Raw genomic sequence first — 19,302 nt, forward strand, 5'->3', positions numbered from 1 at the left:
TCACTTCCATGGAGCGATTGGTCAGGCCGACTGCCGCGTGACCCGGGCGTGGGTGCAGACGCGGCCACCGGACGAACCGACCACCTCGAGCACCTCGACGCTCCGGCCGCGGTGGATCGGCTGCGCCCGGAAGGTCAGCGCGGCATCGACCGGGGCCGGGCGGAGGTAGGAGATCGCCACCGACGTCGTGCGGAGGGCGCGGTTGCCCGGCGCAGCGGCGTGGGTGGCGGTGGCTTCCGACGCCGCCAGCGACGCGCCGCCGTGGACGTTGCCCAGGGCGTTGGCCCACCGGCGGGGATCGTGGAGGCGGAGGGCGAAGGACCCGCCGTGCGGAATCTCGTCGAGGCCCAGGGTCTCGGACAGCTGCACGGCGTCACGGGAACCGGCACGGGCATCGACGTGCGTCGTCGGACGCTCGGCTGGTCCCGCGACGTACCGGCCGTGCTGCCGGCCCATCGCGACGAGAGCTCCGCTGTCGCTGCGCACCTCGCAGGACGCGAACCCCCGACCGCGGCTGCTCTGCGAGGCACGGGCGGTGACGTGCAGCTCACCCTCCCGCGGCAGCGGGCCCAGGACGTCGATGGAGATCTCCGCACTGACCGACCAGGCCAGTGCCGGATGCGCTGCGATGATCGCGAATCCGAGGACGTCGTCGACGAGCACTCCGAGGCCGCCCACGGCCGGCCATCCGTCCGCACCCGTGCGGAGCGCCGTCGCGGGCATCGATCCCGTCAGCTCGTCGGGGCGGGCCCGGCCGAGCGACGCGACACGGAAGGCAGCTTCCGCCGACCCACCGCGCGCCACCTCGAGGAAGCGGTCCAGCGTCTGGGCTCGGGCCCGTGCGGTGCCGGGCGGGTGCGTCACGGTCACGTCAGTGCCCCCGGAACTGGGGGTCGCGCTTCTCCAGGAACGCTGCGACGCCCTCGCGTGCGTCCTGCGACGACAGCACCCGGCCGTTCAGGGCATGCTCGAGGGCGAAGTCGGCGGCGGACTCGGTCGTGCGGGTGACGATCTCCTTGGACGTCTGGAGAGCGATCGGCCCCTTCGCGGCGAGCTCCGCGGCGATGCTCATCGCCACGTCGAGCACGTCCTCGGGTGCGGCGACCTCGTTGACGAGCCCGACCTCGACCGCCCGCTGCGCATCGAGCACCTCGCCACGCAGCAGCATCGACTTCGCGACGGCCATGGGGACCTGCTGGGGCAGCCGGATGTGCGTCCCGTCGCCGGGGATCATCCCCAGCGCCGCCTCGGGCAGACCGAACCGAGCGTCGCTGCCGGCGACCCGGAGGTCCGTGCCGAGGAGCAGCTCGAGCCCCGCGCCGAAGCAGGCACCGCGGACAGCAGCCACCACCGGCTTGGTGATCCCCGACAGGAAGCGTTCGGTCGGATCGGGGTTGAGCGTGTCGCGGCCGGCGTCGAGGGCGACCGGGATCATCGTCCGCAGGTCCCCACCGGCGCAGAACGCCTTGTCGCCGGCGCCGGTCAGGACGACGACGCGCACCGCGGACTCCGCCTGCAGTCGCGCGGTCACCTCCCGGAGCGCCGCCACCATCGGCAGCGTGAGCGCGTTGCGCTTCTCCGGACGGTCGAGCGTCACCACGGCGACGTGACCGTCGAGGCGCACGTCCAGCCGACCGTCCGCCGCGCCCTCGCCCCGCGTCACGCGCTCTCCCCCGCGAGCACGACCCGCGCGACGCCGGCGATCGCGCGGCGGCCACCGACCACGTCGGCCCAGACCTCGAGCTCCACCTCGGCGCCGTCCGCCACCTGCTCGACGGAGGTCACGACGGCGCCGACCTCGACGTCGTCGCCGGCGGAGACGCTGCCACGGAAGGAGCAGTCGATGCTGCGCAGAGCCCGACGCCCCCCGGCCCACGCGACCACGTGGTCCGCCACGTAGGCCATCGTCGAGCCACCCTGGTTGACCGCACGGTCACCGAGACCGGCGCGGGCCACGGCGGCCAGGTCGAAGTGGATCGGGTTCGGATCGCGCAGCACGAGCGCCATCGCCTGGATGTCGTCGTCGCGCACGCCGCGCACGACCGCGTCAACGACGCGGTCGCCGACGGCGGGCACGCCCGGCCGGCTCATCGGTCGCCTCGCTTGAACAGGTAGACGCTCGTGACGGAGCCCGCCTCGACACGGCTCTCCGTGCCGCCGTGCAGGACGACCTCCACCTCGACACTGTCGAGGCGGGTGCCGTCGCGCATCGACCGCGTCGCGACCTCGCGGATGGTCGCGGCCGCCTCGTAGGTGCCGCCGACGCGGAGAGGCTCCCGCTGGTCGATGCGGCAGCGGCCGAACAGCAGCGTGTCGTCCGGTCCCTGGTGGGCGAGGGCACACAGCTCCTCGACCGTGATGCCGAGGCACCGGAGGGACGCGATCACGAACCAGGTCGGGTGGGCGTCGGCGGGGTCCTCGACGGTCGACCGCAGAGCACGGTCGGCGATGAACGCCTCGTGCGGCTCGACGGTGATGGTGCCGCCGGGCAGCCGGCGGCCGCCGATCTCGTCGCGCATCGCCTCGATGGGGATGGTCATGGAGCTCCCGTCAGCGCGGCACGTGCCGCGCGCTGGATGGGGTAGTGAACGATCAGAAGACCGAGTAGCCGCCGTCGACGACAACCTCGTTGCCCGTGTGGAAGGTGAGCGTGGGGTCCGCCAGGAAGACCGCCACCTCGTGGAACTCCTCCGGCTGCGCCCAGCGACGAGCCGGGGTGCGACGCGTCGTCGCCGCCATGAACCGCTCGTCCACCTGCAGATGGGTGTTCATCGCCGTGGCCGTCCACCCCGGGACGAGCGTGTTGACGCGCACCTGGTGGCGAGCGAGCTCGACCGCGAGGGTGCGCCCCAGACCGAGGAGACCGGTCTTGCTGGTCGTGTACGCCGCCTGTCCGGCGCCGCCGTACCGCGCGATCATCGACGACACCACCACGAGGGATCCGCCGTCGCCGCGCTCGACGAAGTGCCGCGCCGCCGCGCGGGTGCAGAGGAAGGTCCCGTCCAGGTTGGTGCGCAGCACGCGGTGCCACTCGTCCAGATCGGTGTCGACGAAGGGCGACGCCGCGGCGATGCCGGCGTTCGCGAAGAGGCTGTCGACACGTCTGTGCCGCGACAGCGTCTCCCGCATCGCCTCCTCCACGCTGCTCTCGTCGCCGGTGTCACAGGCGACGGCGCTGGCGTCCACTCCCGCCTCGACGAGGCGGGCGACCGCCTCGTCGTTGCGCGACGGCGTGCGGGCCCACAGCACGACGGAGGCGCCGGCCCGACCCAGACCCTCGGCCATCCCCAGGCCCAGCCCGCTGTTGCCGCCCGTCACGACGACGGTGCGCCCCTCCAGCGTGCCCATCAGTAGGACCGGGGAAGGCCGAGGACGTGCTGTCCGACGTGGTTGAGAACCATCTGCGTGGAGACGGGCGCGACCTGCTGCAGCCGGACGATGGACCACAGGTCCGCCAGCCCGTACTCGTCGGCGAGGCCGTTGCCTCCATGCGTCTGAATGGCCGTGTCGAGCGCCTTGTGCCCGGCGCGGGAGGCCAGGAACTTCGCCATGTTGGACTCGTCGCCGGCGGGGAGCCCCGCGTCGAAGAGGGCCGCCGCTCGCCAGACCATGCCCCGCGCGGCCTCGAGCTCGATCGCCGCTTCGGCCAGCGGGTGCTGGACACCCTGGTGTGACCCGATCGGCACGCCCCAGACCTGGCGCGAGCGGGCGTAGTCGACCGCCTTGTCGAGCGCGTAGCGGGCGATGCCGGTGCAGATGACCGCGCTCAGGACCCGCTCGGGGTTCAGCCCGTCGAAGAGCGGTCGCAGGCCGCGGCCGACCTCCCCGACCACGGCGTCCGCGGGAAGGCGGACGTCGTCGAAGAAGAGGGTGAACTGGCGCTCGGGAGCCTGGAGCGCGGTCGGGATCAGCTGGCGCTGCAGCCCCTGGACCTCGGGGTCGTCCACGATGAACAGGGTGAGCTCCCCGCGCCCGGTCAACTCGTCGGTGCCGGTGCGTGCGACGAGCAGGAAGTGGTCGCAGTGGTCGACACCCGAGATGTAGTACTTGGTGCCGCGCACGACCCACTCGTCGCCCTCGCGTCGTGCGGTCGTCGTCACCTTGTGGGAGTTGGACCCGGCGTCCGGCTCGGTGAGGGCGAAGACGAACTTCTCGGAGCCGTCGGCGATGCCCGGGAGGTAGCGGCGCTTCTGCTCGGGGGTGCCGTGCAGGGGGAAGACCGATCCGGCGATGCCCTGGGAGAGCACCATCGCGAGCTCCGGGCAGCCGGCGGCCGAGAGCTCCTCGAGCACGATCGCGAGCTCGGTCAGGCCGGCACCGCCACCGCCGTACTCCTCGGGGATGCTGATCCCCAGGAACCCGGCGGACCCCAGCAGGTCCCACAGCTCCTGCATGGGTGCGCCCTCGCGGGAGCACCGCTGGTAGTACTCGTGGCCGAAGCGACCGGCGATCTCACGGACCGTCGAGCGCAGCACGCGCTCCTCGTCACTGGGCCGCAGCGTCAGGGTCGGTTCGTTGGTCGGGGACATGCTCACTCCTCGGAGGTGGAGACGGTCGCGTCGAGGGGGCTCGGCGCGGGAAGGTCGACGAGCCGGGCGACGCGGTGGCGATGCCACGCGGTGCTGCCCAGGGCGGCGGCGTCCGCCATGGCGCGCTTGAGGTATAGGTGGGCCGGGTGCTCCCAGGTGAACCCGATCCCACCGTGGAGCTGGACGCACTCCTCGGCCGCGCGCTGGGCGACCTCGCCGCAGACCGCCTGGGCGACTGCGGCCGCCACAGGGAGGTCCGCGTCGTCCTCGGACGTGGCCGCTGCCGCGCAGGCGGCCGCGTAGCGCGCGACGGCCCGGGCGCGCATGACGTCGGTCCACAGGTCGGCCAGCCGGTGCTTGACCGCCTGGTAGGACCCGATCGCCCGCCCGAACTGGCGGCGCTGCTGCACGTAGTCGACCGTCATCTCCAGCACCCGCTCCGCGACGGCGAGCTGCTCGGATGCCAGCAGTGCTGCGGCGAGATCGGCGGTACGGCGCAGGTGATCCCCGACCTCCGGCCCCCGCGCCAGCACCTCGGCCGCCGCGGCGTCGAACGTCACGTCGCTGAGACGACGGGTCATGTCCAGGCTGGGGACCGCCGTGATGGTCGCGTCCTCGGAGCGCACCAGCACGACCGCGTCGGTGAGGGGGACGACGAGCCAGTCGGCCTCGGCAGCCCCGGCGACGAGCGGCACCGTGCCTGTCAGTCCCGCGTCGGTGAGCCGCACCGTGCCGGACGCCGACAACGGCCCCCCGAAGGGAGCGACCACGGCGGCCACCGCGTCCCCGGCGACCAGGGAGGCGAGGGGCTCGTCCGCGTCGAGCCGGGTCAGCAAGGACGTCGCGAGCACCGCGCTCGAGAAGAACGGGACGTCGGCGACCGATCGGCCCAGCTCCTCGAGCACGACGGCGACCTCGCGCCACGACGCGCCGGCCCCGCCGCGCTCTTCCGGCACTGCGAGCCCCGCGAGACCGAGGTCGCCGACCAGCGCCGTCCACACGGCACGGGCCTCGTCCCCGAACGCCTCAGCGCCATCGGTACGCCGCAGCACGGCGTCGACGTCGCAGCGGTCCTTCAGCAGATCGCGGACGGTCGCGCGGAGGTCGTCCTCGAGGTCGGAGTAGAGGAGCGAGGGGAACGGGCTGGTCACTTCGCGAGGTCCTTCCAGGGGATGTCCTTGTCGACGCGCGGCTCGGCCGGCAGCCCCAGGACGCGTTCGCTGATGATCGAGCGCAGCACCTCCGAGGTGCCGCCCTCGATCGAGTTCGCTCGCGTCCGCAGGTAGTCGAACCCGCTGACGCGCTGCTCGGGGTTGCTGAAGTCGGGCCGGCGCAGCGACCAGTCGTCGTACCGCAGTCCTTCGGCGCCGTCGAGGGCCACCGACAGCGACGAGGTCTCCTGTGCGAGGGTCGCGAAGGCGAGCTTGAGTCCCGAGCCGTCCGGGCCGGGCGTCCCCGCCTCGGCCTTCTGCGCGAACCGGGCGCTCGCGAGCCGCAGGGACTCGGCGTCGATCCAGCGGCGGAGCAGCTCGTCGTGCAGCTCCGGGCGTCGGGCCGACGGCTCACTGCGCCACCGTCGAGCGACGTCGGCGATCGCGCCGGACTCGCGATCGCCGACGCCGCCGCCGATGGCGACCCGCTCGTTCATCAAGGTCGCCTGGGTGACGCGCCACCCCTCGCCGACCTCACCGAGACGGTTCGCGTCCGGGACCCGGACGTCGTCCAGGTAGACCTCGTTGAACTCGGCCTCTCCGGTCATCTGCCGCAGCGGTCGGACGTCGACCCCCGCGGTCAGCATGTCGAGCACGAAGAAGCTGAGGCCCGCGTGCTTGGGGAGCGTCGGGTCGGTGCGGACCAGCAGCAGCGCCCAGCGCGCGTCGTGGGCGAGGGACGTCCAGACCTTCTGGCCGTTCACGACCCACGCGTCCCCGTCGCGGCGTGCGCTGGCACCCGCAGCGGCGAGATCGGAGCCGGCACCCGGCTCCGAGAAGAGCTGGCACCAGATCTCCTCGCCCGTCCACAGCGGACGCAGCCACGACTGCTGCTGCTCCGCCGTGGCGTAGGTCCGGATGACGGGCGCGGCCATGCCCAGACCGATGACGTTGCCGGCCGGGCGGTTGTCGGGGGCGCCCGCGGCCGCGAGGCGCGCGTCCACAGCCTGCTGGTGGGCGCTCTCCCGGCCCAGTCCGCCGAGGCCCTCGGGGTAGTGGACCCAGGCCAGGCCCGCGTCGTACCGGGCCCGCAGGAAGTCCCAGCGGTCGGTCTCCTGTGGCGGGTGCTCCGCGAGCAGACGGTCCACCCGCTCGGCGAGGTCGGCGACGAGATCGGTCATGCGGACGACACTCCCACCGCCCGGACCGGGTCGGGTGTCGCACTCTGCGTCACCTCGCCGACCGGGCCTGCCCGCCCCGGCCCGGCGCCGACTCCGCACCGCGAGGGTGACGCAGACTGCGACACCCACCGCATCCCGTCGCGACCTAGCGTCGACGATCGAGACCCGTGCCCGCGCGACGGCACCACCGCCGCGCCGGACCCACCAGGGCGCTCGCCGGGCTCGGTCCGGCTCGGGCGACCGGAACGAGGAAGTGTGATGCACGCACCCATCGGAAATCCACCGGCGCGGCGCCCCGTCGCGCCCGTCCACATCGTCGGCGCCGCGGCGACGGCCTTCCTGCCCGAGCACGACGCGATGCCCGACGAGCTCGTGTTCGCGGCCGTCCACCAGGCCCTACGCGAGGCCGGGCTCCGGCAGCAGGATCTCGGCCTGTCGGTCACCGCATCCATGGACGTGCTCGACGCACGCAGCATCTCCAGCGGCCTCACCAACGCCGCCGCCGGCGGCTACCTCCGCGACGCCTTCCGGATCGAGGGCGATGCCGGCCTCGCCGTGATCGCCGCCGCCGAGGCGGTCGCCTCGGGCGACGTCGAGGTCGCGGTGGCGGTCGGTGTCCACAACCCCGAGACCACGGGTACGACGCGGGACCGCCAGGCGTTCCTGCAGCAGATCTCCAACCTGGCATTCGAGCCCCACGTCGACCGCCCGGTGGGGATGACCGCGACGGCGACCTACGCCCTGCAGGCGGCGCACCACGTCGCGACGACGGAGGCGGACGCCGAGTCCCTCGCCCGCCTGGCCGCCGCGGAGATCTCGCGGGGCAGCGGCCGTGCGCGGGCGGTGCGCGGCGCACCCGCCACGGCCGCCGACGTCCTGGCGTCGGCGCCGGTCTCCTGGCCACTGCACGAGCTCATGCTCCCGGCCGAGTCCACCGGCGCGGTCGCGATCGTCCTGGCCTCACCGGCACGGGCCGGCCGCTGCCTCGGTCGCGACGCCCGGATCACCGGCCTCGGACACGCCACGGGGCGCTACACATGGGCCGGGGACTGGATCAGCGACCCCGCCGCACCGACGCGGCGAGCTGCTGCGGACGCCCTCGCCCTCGCTGGCCCCGGCGACGGCGCGGTCGTCGCGGAGCTGAGCGCACCCACCCCCGCCCTCCACGCGGCGTACGTCGACGCACTCGGATGCGCCGACGCCGTCGTGAACGCGTCCGGAGGCGTGCTCAGCAACTTCCCGGGCCTGGCGAACGGCGCGCTCCGCCTGCTCGAGGTGCTCGACCAGCTCGACGGCGCCGCCGTCGGCGCGCGTGGCCTGAGCCACTCGGTGGACAGCATCACCGGACTCGTCTCCCAGGACGTGTCCGTGCTCGTGGTGGAGGCAGCCTGATGCCCTATCGCGCAGCAGTGGTCGGCGTCGGCATCACCGAGGCGACCTCCCCCCGCAAGCAGACGAGCTCGACTCCCGAGCTCTGCCGGCTGGCCACCGAACGGGCCATCGAGCACGCCGGGATCTCACCGGACACCATCGATGCCATCGTGACCGGCAACATCGATGGGTTCGAGGGCACCGTCCTGGACGGCAAGAACATCACTCGGGCCCTCGGGATCGGCGACACGGTCCCGCTCGTCGTCATCAACACCGGCGGCACCACCGGCGGCAACCTGATGCAGGTCGCAGCCCGGATGGTGCGCGCCGGCACCCACCGTCGCGTGCTCTGCCTCGGCGGCCCCACCTTCTTCGGGTCGGTCGATCTCCAGAGCGCGATCAACACCAACTCCCCGATGATCATCGAGCAGCCGCTCGGCATGGGCGCCTACCACATGGGCGCCTTCGCAGCGAGCGCCTACCAGGCGCGCTTCGGACTGACGCCCGAGGACCTCGCCGCCGTCGTCGTGGCCGATCACGAGAAGGCCTCGCGCAACCCGTACGCTCACCTCCGTTACACCGTGACCCCGGAGGAGGTGCTGGCCGGCCGTCCACTGGCCTCGCCGCTGACGCAGCCGATGGTCTGTCCCGTGTCCACGGCCGCGATCGCGATGGTCGTCGGAGACGCCGCGGACGCCGACGCCCACTCGACGAGCCCCGCGCTCATCAAGGCGATCGGTATGTCGGCCGACCCCTACCTGGGCGGCGGCAAGGGCGACTTCTCGGAGATGCAGAACCTCGCCAACCTCGCACGCCGCGTCTACGCCCGGGCGGACGTGCGCGACCCGCTCGACGACTTCGACGCCGTCGAGGTGTTCGCGCCGTACGCCCACATGCAGCCCATGCAGCTCGAGGCCCTCGGGTTCGCCGCACCCGGCGGGGGGGTCGACCTCATCCGCAGCGGCGTCACCGACATCGGGGGGAAGCTCCCCGTGAACATGTCGGGCGGGCCGAAGTGCACCAACGGCGGCGTGTCGGGAGAGCTCGCGCCGTACGCCTACGCCGCCCTGCAGGTCATGGGGGACGCGCCGCCGGACATCCAGGTCCCCGGCGCCCGCCGCACCCTCGCCCACGGCACCGGCGGATCCTTCTTCCAGTTCGAGAACCTCGCCGTCTTCGAGACCCTCACCAGGAGCAACTGACGTGACCAGCGACATCACCACCCCCGCCACCCAGCCCGTGCACTGGGACCTCCACTACGACATCCACCTCGGCGAGACGTGGAGCCGCTTCATGGACGGGCTGCGGGAGCAGCGCATCCTCGCCAACGAGTGCGGCTCGTGCGCGCGGGTCTTCGTCCCCCCGCAGGCCTACTGCGAGTCCTGCTTCGAGCCGGTCACCGCCTGGCGCGAGCTGCCGTCGGAAGGTGTCCTCGAGGTGTTCACGGTCGCCTGGCACGGCTTCCGTGGCGGTCCCACCCCGCCGTACGCCATCGGCGGCATCCGACTCGACGGCGCCTCGACGCTGCTCATGCACTGGGTCGTGGGGGCCGAGTTCTCCGAGACCGGCGACGTGCGCGCCGCGCTCCCGTTCGGCACGCGCGTGCGGGCGGTCTGGTCGCAGGAGCGCACCGGACAGATCCTCGACATCGCCCACTTCGAGCCCGTCGACTGAGAGCAGATCCGACGACGGACAGAGATCAGGACAGACAGACCGAGGGCCGGCACGGATCTCCGTGCCGGCCCTCGGCCGTCGTCAGGGGGTCACACCGTCAGCCGCGCAGCGACATCTCGACGGCTTCCTCGAACGCGCGCAGGTCGAAGTAGTCCCGCCACCCCGTGATCAGGCCGTCCCGGACGCTCACGACGCCGAGGATCGGCAGCGCCACCGACTTGCCGGTGGGGATCGCGGTGAGGAGATCCTCGCGCTCGGTCAGCACGAGGCCGTCGCGCGAGCAGATGTGGAACGTCTCGACCTTCTCGATGCGCATCACCGTGAAGAGGCCCGCCAGCATGCCGGTCACGGCCTCGCGGCCGTGAGCCGGCGGCAACGGCATGTTCTGGTACATCGCGTCGTCGGAGAACCATGTCCCCAGCTTCTCCGCGTCGTTCGTGGTCAGCTCCTGCATGAAGCGCCAGACGAGCTCCTCGTCCGCTCCGTGGGGCTGTGCGACGGGGCTCCCGGCCAGGTGCCAGCCCGGCGCGACGATATCGACGGTCATCGAGTTCTCCTTCGTAGTGATCGGTCGCGACGACGCTAAGTGACCTGTGTCACCTCGGATGTGCCACAACGGGACATCGCACCACCCCACCCGGCCACGAACGCGACAGCGGGTGCGCGGGGCCTTCCCCACACACCCGCTGTCCGTCGCCGGCACCGCCGTCAGCGCTCGGCGGCCGCGCCCTCCTCGACGTGCATCCGGACCCCTCCGGCGTCGTCCACCCAGCCGTAGGTACGAGCCGTGGCGAGCATGGCGTCGAGCTTGCCGTGCCAGGCTCCGTCTCGGGCGCCCTCCCGCTCGGCGAGCGCCACCAGCCGGTCCCCCGCGATGCGCACGTGGCCGTCACCGTCGGGCACGCACAGACGTCCGAGCTCGTCGCGAGCCTCGGCGGAGCCGTCGGTGACCACCTTCAGGGCGCCGAACTCCTCGGCCTCGGCGAGCACGAGCCCGTCGCGAGTGGCGCGCACGATCACGCGGACGCACCCCGCGCGGCGGCTCGCTCCGCCTCGAAGCGGGCCTGCGCCTCCGCCTGGCCGGCGCTCGTGGCCTTGGCGCCGGCACCGTCGGACGTGATCGTCTGGTCGTAGCCCCGCTGGCGCCGCTCACGCGAGCCGTTGAAGACGGGCATCACCTTCTCGGCGATGAGCTGGAAGCTGCGCAGGCTGTTCTCGAAGTTCGCCCACTCCCCGTGCAGCACGAGGAGCTTGCCGAACCCGCCGGACTTCTCCTGCATGCGCTCGATCTGCGCCACCGCCATCTCCGGGGTGCCGATCACCCCGAAGCCGGTGGAGTTGATGCCGTCGATGAGCACGTCGACATCGTCGACCTGCTGCATGCCCGGGCTGATGTGCGCCAGGTAGTTCATCAAGTAGAGCAGCCCGTGGCGAGCGTTCTTCCTCGCCTGCTCCTCGGTCTCGGCGATGTGCATGGGACAGGTCAGGCGCCAGTTGCGGCGGTCCACCTGCTTGCCGTTCTCGGCGGCGATCTCCTCGACGATGCCCCAGTGCGTCTTCAGCATCTCGGCGCCGGCCGGGTCGGTCGCGGCGAGCGAGAGGAGCCCGGCGCCGTACCTGCCCGCCAGCTTCGGCCCGGTCGGCGACACCGTGGCGGTGACCGCGCTGTGGATCTCGGAGTACGGCGCGATCTGCAGGTAGGCCGCGTCGAGGTCGTACCAGTCGGTCCTCTCGGTGACCGTCTCGCCGGCCAGGAGGCGCTGCACGACGTCGAACGCCTGCTCCATCTTCCGACGGTTCTCCAGCGGGTCGATGCCGATGGACCGGGAGTCGTCGACCAGCTGGCCCGGGCCCGCGCCGAACATGAGCCGGCCGCGGCTGATGTGGTCGAGCAGGACCAGCCGGTCCGCCAGGAGGAACGGGTTGTGGTACGGCAGCGACAGCACCCCGGTGCCGAGTTTGATGCGCGAGGTGCGCTGGGCCGCCGCGGCCAGGAAGATGAGCGGGTCGGCGACGATCTCGACACCCCCCGAGTGGTGCTCGCCCATCCAGAACTCGGAGAAGCCGAGCCGGTCCATGGCTTCGACGAGCTCCAGGTCCTGCTGGATCGCCAGGTTGGTGTCGGTGTCGACCTTGTGCCACGGAGCGAGGAACGCTCCGAACTCCAGGGGGATCTGCTCCATGGTGATGACCTCCGTCGGGGGGTGCGGCGAGTGCTCGCCGGTTGACCCGAGCGACGCTAGGCACATCCGGCGGTGTGACCTGTCTCATTCCGCGACAGGCGAGACGTCCCCACTTTGCTGTGATGGAGACGACCACCCGACCACGCCGAGCGCCCGGAGCCGAACCATGACCCCTGCGACCGCACCGCCCGTGATCCCCCCGCTCCAGCCGACCGATTTCATCGACGACCACGCCCCCTCGTGGCGGCCAGCCGCGCCGGAGCCCGCGCAGATCGACATCGCCGACTTCGCCACGATGTTCCGCCACCAGCCGGCCGGCGTCGCCGTGCTCACCGCCGACCCCGGCGACGGCCCGGTCGCCATGACCGCGACCTCCGTCGCGTCCGTCTCCGTGGACCCTCCGCTCCTCGCCTTCTCCGTCTCGACGAGCTCGTCGGCCGCGCCGGGCCTCCTGCACGCGCGGACGCTCGTCGTGCACCTCCTCGACGAGGACGACATCGGCGTGGCCCAGCTCTGCGCCACCAGCGGCGTCGACCGCTACGCGGACGGGTCGACGTGGTCGCGGTTGCCCACCGGGGAACCGCACTTCCACGACGTACGGCGCTGGCTGCGGGTGCGCCCCGTGCGGGTCGTCGAGGTCCCGGGGGCAACGGTCGTGGTGGCCGAGGCGCTGCTCGCCTCCTCGACCGCGGCCGGCACGGCCCGGCCCCTCGTCTACCACCACCGCACCTGGCACGTGCTCGACGAATCGTCCGTCGCGCACTGACCCTTCCGACCAGCACGCCCGACCGTCTTGACACCCTGTCAGCACTGCCTCATCATCGTGACTGCGGTCACAGCGCTGCGCTGCCGACCCACGGTGACGAGGAGGTCCCGCCGATGCAGCTCGACGTCTCGACGATCCGACGACGGCGCGAGGAGTTCCTCGGCTCCGGCGGATCCGTCACCCGCCTGGAGGGCGTCCGGCCCGAGATCGTGGCATCGTGGCGACGTTCCATGGCCTACGGCCTGGACCCGTCGGGATCACGGCCCGCATTCACGGACGAGACCACGGGCGAGCAGCTGATCGCCGCCATGAGCGACGTGCTCGAGAGGCGGCGACACCACCTCGCGGACATCTCGGCGAGCCTGACCCTGACGGACCACCGCGGCCGAATCCTCGTGCGCTACGTCGAGGACAGCGGGTTCCAGCGGAGACTCGACGCCCACGACGTCCTCCCCGGCTTCTCGTTCGCCGAGGCGAGCATCGGCACGAACAGCGGCGCCCTCGTGCTCGAGACAGGCACCAGCGCGCTGGTCGCCGGACCCGAGCACTTCTTCGAGGAGTCGCTCGAGCTGACCTGCGCCGGCGTCCCGGTGCGACACCCCTCGACCCGGCGGATCGTCGCGACCCTCAACCTCACCTGCCGGTTCGAGCACACGTCCCCCCTGCTGCTCGCCTGGGTCTCCGACCTCGCGCTCCAGGTCGAGGCCAACCTGACGCAGCGGATGAGCCGCACCGAGCAGGCGCTGCTGGGGGCCTACCAGCAGGCCAACCACGACACCCGACTCGGACTCGTGTGCCTCGACGAACGCACCATCGTCAGCAACGCCACGGCGGCGCGCATGCTGGCCCCCCCGGACCACACCGTGCTCTGGGAGTCCGTGTCGGAGGCCGTGTCCAGCCGCGCGGGCTTCGGCTCCGTCCGGCTCACGCTGGCGAACGGCGACCTCGTTGCCGCGACCGCCGAGCCCGTCCACGACGCGGGACGGGTGGTGGGCGCCCTCGTCCGGTTGCGTCCGGACGGCGACACCCGACGTCGCGCCGCGACCCTCGCATCGACCGCTCCCCCCGTCGAGCTGCCCGGGGTGACCGGTCGCAGTGACGCCTGGGCGACGATGCGACGCTCGCTGGCCGCGGCCGGCGACGAGCCCACCGTGCTCACGGGTGAGCCGGGCGTGGGCAAGCACGCGGTCGCTCGCGCCTGGCTGGCGGCGCGCACGGGCGGGGACGACGATCCGGTCGTGGTGGCGACGGTCGACGTCGCCGCCGCTCCCGCCGATGTGCTGGTCAGCATCGACCGCGCTATCGCCGCCGGGGCACGCGGGGTCGTGGTCCAGCACCTCGACCAGGTCCCCGGGCGCGATGCCCCGGCGCTCGCCCGGGGACTGCGACGCGTCGCGGACGCGGGGATCGCGGTCGTCGGGACCTGCACGGACCACGAGCTGGACCCCGCTCCGGCGGGCACCGCCCTCGACTGGGCCCGTCGGACCGTGCGGGTGCCGTCACTGGCCGAGCGCCCCGAGGACGTCGCGCCGCTGCTGGAGGACCTCACGTGGCGCCAGGTCGGCGGCCTCCGTCGGCAACGGTGGACGGCAGCCGCGACCCAGGTGGTGGCGCGGAGCGCGTGGCCCGGGAACATCCGTGGTCTCGAGTCCCTCGTGCGACAGGTCGTGTCGGGCCCGGAGCAGACGCGGGTGACGCCGGAGCACCTTCCGTCGCGACTGCGCGCGCGGGCGGCTCGTCGGCAGCTCACCGGCCTGGAGCGCATCGAGGCCCAGGCGGTGCTGGAGGCCCTCGCGTCCGCCGGTGGCAACAAGCGCGCCGCCGCCGACCTGCTCGGCATCGCCCGATCGACGCTCTACCGGAAGGTCCGCGCGCTCGGCGTGGACCTCGACGGCCAGACCTTCTGACGCAGACGAGACGAACAGCCGGGGGCGGGTCTGCGACCCGCCCCCGGTTGCGTCGATCAGAAGGTCGACCACCCGGCGTCGACCGGCAGCGCCACTCCGGTGAGGAACGCCGCGTCGGACGAGGCCAGGAACGATGCCGCCGCGGCGATGACGTCGGGCTCCATCCAGCCTGCCTGCAGCAGCGACCGGTCGGTGCTGAAGAAGCGCGGCCACCACTCGGCGGACTGCTCCACCGTGCCGCCCTCCTGCGTCATGCGGCTCGCGATGGTGCCGGGCATGATCGCGTTGGCACGGATCCCGTGGTCGCCGAGCTCCCAGGCCAGCGTGCGCATGAGTCCGAGCACGCCGTGCTTCGCGGCCGTGTAGGCGACGGCGGCCGGCTGGGCCTTCTGTCCCATCGCCGAGGAGGTCAGGATGACCGAACCGCCGTTGCCGGCACGGATCATCGACGGGATGAAGGCCTTCGTCACCTTCCACGCGCCCCCGAGCATCACGTCGATGCCCTCGTCCCAGTCGTCCTCCTCCAGCTCCCACGAGTTCTTCGCGATCGCCCAGATGCCGTGGTTGACGATGAGGGTGTCGAGCCGGCCGAGCTCGGCCTCGGCCCGCGCGGCGAGCGCCGCCAGACCCTGCAGGTCCCGCGCGTCCACCTGCGCGGTCAGACAACGACGCCCCTGCGCCTCGACGAGTCGCGCGGTCTCCGCGAGGTCCTCCGGGGTCGATGCCGGGTGGAGGGGCGAGCGCAGCGGTGCGCAGATGTCGAACGCCACCACATCGGCCCCCTCGGCGGCGAATCGCACGGCATGGGCCCGTCCCTGCCCGCGAGCGGCGCCGGAGATGACGACGACCTGGCCCGCGAAGCGTCCGGGCACCGCGGCGGTCAGCGCGGCGCTCATCGGATCGTCGTGCCGGCGTCGATGGGCAGAGCCACGCCGGTGACGTAGCGCGCCTCGTCCGAGACGAGGAACATCAACGCGTTGCTGACGTCCTCCACGTCCACCCACGGGACCGGAAGGGCGTTGGTGGCGCGGGATGCCTGCTCGAAGTCGTCCCGCGTCGGAGCCTCGAGCTGCGGGCTGAAGATGCGGTAGGTGCCCTCGTTCTGGATCATCGGCGTGTCGACCTGGGTGGGGTGCAGCGAGTTGACCCGGACCCGGGACGGCGCGAGCTCGTTCGCCAGGCTGCGCATCAGGCCCACGACCCCGTGCTTGGCCGCGCTGTAGTGCGAGATGTGCGCGTAGCCCTTGAGGCCCGCCGCCGAGCTGGTCAGCACCACGGCACCGCCGCGGTCCCCGGCGAGCACGTGGGGCACCCCGGCGTGGACCGTGTTCCACACGCCCGTCAGGTTGATGTCGATCATCTGGTTCCACGTCGACGGCGCCATCTCGTGGGAGAGGAACGGGTTGGACGCGATGCCCGCGTTGGCCGCGATGATGTCCAGCCGTCCGAGCTGCTCGACCGCCGAGGCGACACCGCTCACGAGATCGTCGACGTCGCGGACGTCCGCGGCGATCGCCACGGCGCGCCGGCCCTGTCCCTCGACGAGGGCCACCGTCTCCTCCAGCTCCTCCCGCGTGCCGGTCGGATAGGCGATCTCGGTGACCTCGCGCGGGACGTCGACGACAATGACGTCGGCGCCCTCCGCAGCGAGCCTCACCGCGTGCGACCGTCCCTGTCCCCGCGCTGCGCCCGTGACGAGCGCGACCTTGCCTTCTACCTTGCCCATGAGTGGCCTCCGTGGCGTCGAGTGCTAGGCCCCGGCGCAGACGGTGGCCGGGGCGACAGCGACGCTAGGTGAGCCCCGTCACAGACGATGTGCCACTTCGCGACACGTCGGCCTCAGCGCAGAGGGGAGCCGGACACGCCTGCAGCCCGGGCGACCGCCAGCAGGCCCTCCGTCAGGAAGCGTCGCACCTGCTCCTTGTCGAGCTCGCCGTCGTCGAGCCACGCCGCGGTGGCGGCGGACACCGAGGACTGGTAGGCCCGCACCATGGCGTGATGGGCGGGGTCGTCCGGGTCGAGGCCGACGATCCGGGCCAGGCGGGACTCCCAGGCCTGCATGCTCGCGACGAGCACGCCGCTGACCTGCGGGTCGGTGCTCGACGAGGCGTGGAGCATCGTGATGAACATCTGCCGGTTGTGGTCGACGAGATCCAGCCACCGGCCCAGGACCGTCGCGACGTGCTCCTCGACCGATCCGTCCGGACCGGGTCCGGCGACGGGCGTGGCCTGGCCGTCGCCGAGCAGGACCCCGTCGTCGGGCTGCCCGGCGCCGTCCGCCCCGGTGCCGTCCGCAGGGCCGCGCCCGAACCTCTCGATCACCTCGAGGAACAGGTCCCGCTTCGTCGGGAAGTGGTGGTAGATGTTCGTCCGCGTGGTCCCCGACGCCACGGCGATGTCCTTCGTCGAGACCGACTCGAACGGCCGCTCCGCGAACAGCCGCTGGGCTGCGAGCAGGATCTGCTCGCGGCGCGCCTCCGCCTCGAGCCGAGACCGAGCCGGCGGAGAGGGGACCGTCACCACGACGCGTGATCCTATCCCTGCACGGCTGCGGCTCGCCGTGCCCGGGCCGGCGGTCGGCGTGGTGACGGCCCCGCCGGTCACATCGCCAGCCCGCCGTCGACCGGCAGCACCACGCCGGTCACGTAAGCGCTCTGCTCCGCCGCCAGGTAGCCGACCGCCGTCGCCATCTCCTCCGGCTCCGCGAACCGGCCCGCCGGTACGGAGGCCGTCATCTCGGCCAGTCGCTCGGGGCCGACCGCCTGCACCATCGCGGTCGCGGCGTTCGGCGAGATCGCGTTGACGGTGATGCCGAACCGGGCGGTCTCCTTCGCCACGGTCTTCGTGAACGCGACGATCCCGCCCTTCGCAGCGGCGTAGTTCGACTGGCCGATCGTGCCGTGCAGGCCGGTGTAGGACGTCACATTGACGATCCGGCCGTACCCGGCGGCCCGCATGAGGGGAACGACGGCCCGGGTCACCGCGAAGGTCCCCCCGAGGTGGACGTCGAGCACGGCACGCCACTGGTCGTCCGTCATCTTCCAGACCACGGTGTCGCGAGTGATGCCGGCGTTGTTGACGGCGATGTCGATGCCACCCGCCCACGCGTGGACGTCGGCGATGGTGGCGGCGACCGCCGCGGTGTCCGTGACGTCGACGGCATGGGTGCTGATCCGGTCGTCGGCGGCCCATCCTGCGGCGAGGGCCTCCGGGTCCCGGTCGAGGATGGCGACCTTGGCCCCGGCGGCGTGGAACATGCCGGCGATCGCGTGGCCGATGCCCTGGGCGCCGCCGGTCACGACGGCCGTGCGGCCGGTGAAGTCGAAGCTGATGCTCATCCGCGCCTCACAGCCGCTCGATGATCGTGGCGTTGGCCATGCCGCCGCCCTCGCACATCGTCTGGAGACCGTAGCGACCGCCGCTGGCCTCCAGGTTGGTGAGCATGGTGGTCAGGAGGCGGGTGCCGGAGGCGCCGAGCGCGTGGCCGAGCGCGATGGCGCCGCCGGCCGGGTTGAGGCGCTCGGGGTCGGCTCCCGTCTCGGCCAGCCAGCTCAGCGGGACCGGCGCGAAGGCCTCGTTGACCTCGAACGTGTCGATGTCGCTGATCGAGAGGCCCGACCGGCGCAGCGCCTTCTCCGTCGCCGGGATGACGCCGGTGAGCATCAGGAGGGGGTCGCTACCGGTGACGGCGAAGGTGTGGAACCGGGCCCGCGGTCGCAGTCCCAGCTCCTGGGCCTTCTCCTCGCTCATGATGAGGACCGCGGTGGCGCCGTCGGTGAGGGGCGAGGAGTTGCCGGCCGTGATGCTCCAGTCGATCTCGGGGAAGCGGGCGGAGAGCTCGGCGGACTGGAACGACGTGCGGAGGCCGCCGAGGCCCTCGGCCGTGGTGCTGGCACGGAGGGTCTCGTCGACCGTGTGCTGCGACCCGTCGGCGAGGGTCACGGCCACCTTCTCCCGGTCGAAGTGCCCCCGCCCGGTCGCGTCCGCCGCCAACTGGTGGGACCGGGCCGAGAACTCGTCGAGCTGCGACCGCGACAGCTTCCAGCGAGCGGCGATCAGCTCGGCGGAGACGCCCTGGCCGATGAGGCCCTCGGGGTAGCGGGCGGCGAGAGGCGCGCCGTTGGGGTCCTGCCCCTGCGAGCTGGCTCCCATCGGGATGCGGCTCATCGACTCGACGCCGCACGCGACGACGATGTCGTACGCCCCGGCGATGACACCCTGAGCGGCGAAGTGAGCGGCCTGCTGGCTCGACCCGCACTGGCGGTCGACGCTGGTGCCCGGCACGCTCTCGGGCAGTCCGGCCGCGAGGGCCGCGGTCCGCGCGATGTTGAGAGCCTGCTCGCCCGTCTGCGAGACGCAGCCCGCGATGACGTCGTCGATCAGGACGGGGTCGACGTCGTTGCGGTCGAGCAGCGCCCGCAGCGTCTGCTGGAGGAGGTCGACGGGGTGGAGGCCGGAGAGCGCCCCACCGGGCTTGCCCTTCCCGGATGCGGTGCGCACGGCATCGACGATGACGGCACTGGTCATGATGGTCCTCTTT

Annotated in this window: 21 protein-coding genes; 5 read left to right on the forward strand and 16 right to left on the reverse strand. The window is 72.5% G+C overall.

Going from position 1 to position 19,302, the window contains the following annotated elements; translation table 11 throughout:
- Positions 1-21: 21 nt before the first annotated feature.
- Genes RDV89_RS03845 through RDV89_RS03880 form a run of 8 tightly spaced genes read right to left on the reverse strand, consistent with a single transcriptional unit; the run spans position 22 to position 6,861 of the window.
- Positions 22-864 (reverse strand): PaaI family thioesterase, encoded by an 843-nt coding sequence (locus RDV89_RS03845; protein ID WP_315731433.1) that lies wholly within the window; start codon positions 862-864, stop codon positions 22-24.
- Between the two features lie 7 nt (positions 865-871).
- Positions 872-1,663: an enoyl-CoA hydratase/isomerase family protein gene (locus RDV89_RS03850; protein ID WP_315731435.1), complete on the reverse strand. Its 792-nt coding sequence runs from the start codon at positions 1,661-1,663 to the stop codon at positions 872-874.
- Complete coding sequence (locus RDV89_RS03855) at positions 1,660-2,091, reverse strand: MaoC family dehydratase (protein ID WP_315731436.1); 432 nt, start codon at positions 2,089-2,091, stop codon at positions 1,660-1,662. Before RDV89_RS03855 ends, RDV89_RS03850 begins: the two co-directional genes overlap by 4 nt.
- Positions 2,088-2,540 carry a hypothetical protein gene (locus RDV89_RS03860; protein ID WP_315731437.1) on the reverse strand — a complete coding sequence of 151 codons (453 nt, stop codon included), beginning with the start codon at positions 2,538-2,540 and terminating at the stop codon, positions 2,088-2,090. Before RDV89_RS03860 ends, RDV89_RS03855 begins: the two co-directional genes overlap by 4 nt.
- 52 nt (positions 2,541-2,592) lie before the next feature.
- Entirely contained in the window at positions 2,593-3,348 is a 756-nt protein-coding gene (locus RDV89_RS03865) for an SDR family NAD(P)-dependent oxidoreductase (RefSeq protein WP_315731438.1), read from the reverse strand.
- Positions 3,348-4,529 (reverse strand): acyl-CoA dehydrogenase family protein, encoded by a 1,182-nt coding sequence (locus RDV89_RS03870; RefSeq protein WP_315731439.1) that lies wholly within the window; start codon positions 4,527-4,529, stop codon positions 3,348-3,350. Before RDV89_RS03870 ends, RDV89_RS03865 begins: the two co-directional genes overlap by 1 nt.
- Before the next feature lie 2 nt (positions 4,530-4,531).
- Positions 4,532-5,680 (reverse strand): acyl-CoA dehydrogenase family protein, encoded by a 1,149-nt coding sequence (locus tag RDV89_RS03875; protein ID WP_315731440.1) that lies wholly within the window; start codon positions 5,678-5,680, stop codon positions 4,532-4,534.
- The gene (locus RDV89_RS03880; RefSeq protein WP_315731441.1) at positions 5,677-6,861 is read right to left on the reverse strand and encodes an acyl-CoA dehydrogenase family protein; all 1,185 of its coding nucleotides are present in this window, start codon (positions 6,859-6,861) and stop codon (positions 5,677-5,679) included. Before RDV89_RS03880 ends, RDV89_RS03875 begins: the two co-directional genes overlap by 4 nt.
- Before the next feature lie 258 nt (positions 6,862-7,119).
- On the opposite strand from RDV89_RS03880, the gene RDV89_RS03885 reads away from it, so the two are divergent.
- Genes RDV89_RS03885 through RDV89_RS03895 form a run of 3 tightly spaced genes read left to right on the forward strand, consistent with a single transcriptional unit; the run spans position 7,120 to position 9,906 of the window.
- Positions 7,120-8,253 carry a beta-ketoacyl-[acyl-carrier-protein] synthase family protein gene (locus RDV89_RS03885; RefSeq protein ID WP_315731442.1) on the forward strand — a complete coding sequence of 378 codons (1,134 nt, stop codon included), beginning with the start codon at positions 7,120-7,122 and terminating at the stop codon, positions 8,251-8,253.
- Positions 8,253-9,434, forward strand: a complete 1,182-nt coding sequence (locus tag RDV89_RS03890) for a thiolase C-terminal domain-containing protein (protein ID WP_315731444.1) — start codon at positions 8,253-8,255, stop codon at positions 9,432-9,434. Before RDV89_RS03885 ends, RDV89_RS03890 begins: the two co-directional genes overlap by 1 nt.
- 1 nt (position 9,435) lies before the next feature.
- Positions 9,436-9,906 (forward strand): Zn-ribbon domain-containing OB-fold protein, encoded by a 471-nt coding sequence (locus tag RDV89_RS03895; protein WP_315731445.1) that lies wholly within the window; start codon positions 9,436-9,438, stop codon positions 9,904-9,906.
- Between the two features lie 97 nt (positions 9,907-10,003).
- Here RDV89_RS03895 and RDV89_RS03900 read toward each other — a convergent pair whose 3' ends face one another.
- The 3 genes from RDV89_RS03900 to RDV89_RS03910 form a co-directional block, all read right to left on the reverse strand.
- A complete protein-coding gene (locus RDV89_RS03900) occupies positions 10,004-10,453 on the reverse strand; it encodes a limonene-1,2-epoxide hydrolase family protein (protein WP_315731446.1) in 450 nt (149 codons plus the stop codon).
- Positions 10,454-10,614: 161 nt separating this feature from the next.
- Positions 10,615-10,926, reverse strand: coding sequence for a hypothetical protein (locus tag RDV89_RS03905; protein WP_315731447.1), 312 nt, complete (start codon positions 10,924-10,926; stop codon positions 10,615-10,617).
- Entirely contained in the window at positions 10,923-12,089 is a 1,167-nt protein-coding gene (locus tag RDV89_RS03910) for an LLM class flavin-dependent oxidoreductase (RefSeq protein WP_315731449.1), read from the reverse strand. The genes RDV89_RS03905 and RDV89_RS03910 overlap by 4 nt, the downstream gene beginning before the upstream one ends.
- 166 nt (positions 12,090-12,255) lie before the next feature.
- Here RDV89_RS03910 and RDV89_RS03915 point away from each other — a divergent pair, with 166 nt between their 5' ends.
- Positions 12,256-12,855 carry a flavin reductase family protein gene (locus tag RDV89_RS03915; protein ID WP_315731450.1) on the forward strand — a complete coding sequence of 200 codons (600 nt, stop codon included), beginning with the start codon at positions 12,256-12,258 and terminating at the stop codon, positions 12,853-12,855.
- A gap of 113 nt (positions 12,856-12,968) precedes the next feature.
- Positions 12,969-14,762 (forward strand): sigma-54-dependent Fis family transcriptional regulator, encoded by a 1,794-nt coding sequence (locus RDV89_RS03920; RefSeq protein WP_315731451.1) that lies wholly within the window; start codon positions 12,969-12,971, stop codon positions 14,760-14,762.
- Between the two features lie 56 nt (positions 14,763-14,818).
- Here the strand turns inward: RDV89_RS03920 and RDV89_RS03925 are convergent, their stop codons facing one another.
- The 5 genes from RDV89_RS03925 to RDV89_RS03945 form a co-directional block, all read right to left on the reverse strand.
- Positions 14,819-15,658, reverse strand: coding sequence for a mycofactocin-coupled SDR family oxidoreductase (locus tag RDV89_RS03925; protein ID WP_315731452.1), 840 nt, complete (start codon positions 15,656-15,658; stop codon positions 14,819-14,821).
- Positions 15,655-16,488 carry a mycofactocin-coupled SDR family oxidoreductase gene (locus tag RDV89_RS03930; RefSeq protein WP_315731453.1) on the reverse strand — a complete coding sequence of 278 codons (834 nt, stop codon included), beginning with the start codon at positions 16,486-16,488 and terminating at the stop codon, positions 15,655-15,657. The genes RDV89_RS03925 and RDV89_RS03930 overlap by 4 nt, the downstream gene beginning before the upstream one ends.
- 113 nt (positions 16,489-16,601) lie before the next feature.
- Positions 16,602-17,282 (reverse strand): TetR/AcrR family transcriptional regulator, encoded by a 681-nt coding sequence (locus tag RDV89_RS03935; RefSeq protein WP_315731456.1) that lies wholly within the window; start codon positions 17,280-17,282, stop codon positions 16,602-16,604.
- Between the two features lie 80 nt (positions 17,283-17,362).
- On the reverse strand, positions 17,363-18,100 hold the full coding sequence (locus RDV89_RS03940; protein WP_315731458.1) for an SDR family oxidoreductase: 738 nt from the start codon (positions 18,098-18,100) through the stop codon (positions 17,363-17,365).
- A gap of 7 nt (positions 18,101-18,107) precedes the next feature.
- Entirely contained in the window at positions 18,108-19,289 is a 1,182-nt protein-coding gene (locus RDV89_RS03945; RefSeq protein ID WP_315731460.1) for a thiolase family protein, read from the reverse strand.
- Positions 19,290-19,302: the final 13 nt, after the last annotated feature.

This window comes from Nocardioides imazamoxiresistens (assembly GCF_032378595.1).
Lineage (GTDB): Bacteria > Actinomycetota > Actinomycetes > Propionibacteriales > Nocardioidaceae > Nocardioides > Nocardioides imazamoxiresistens.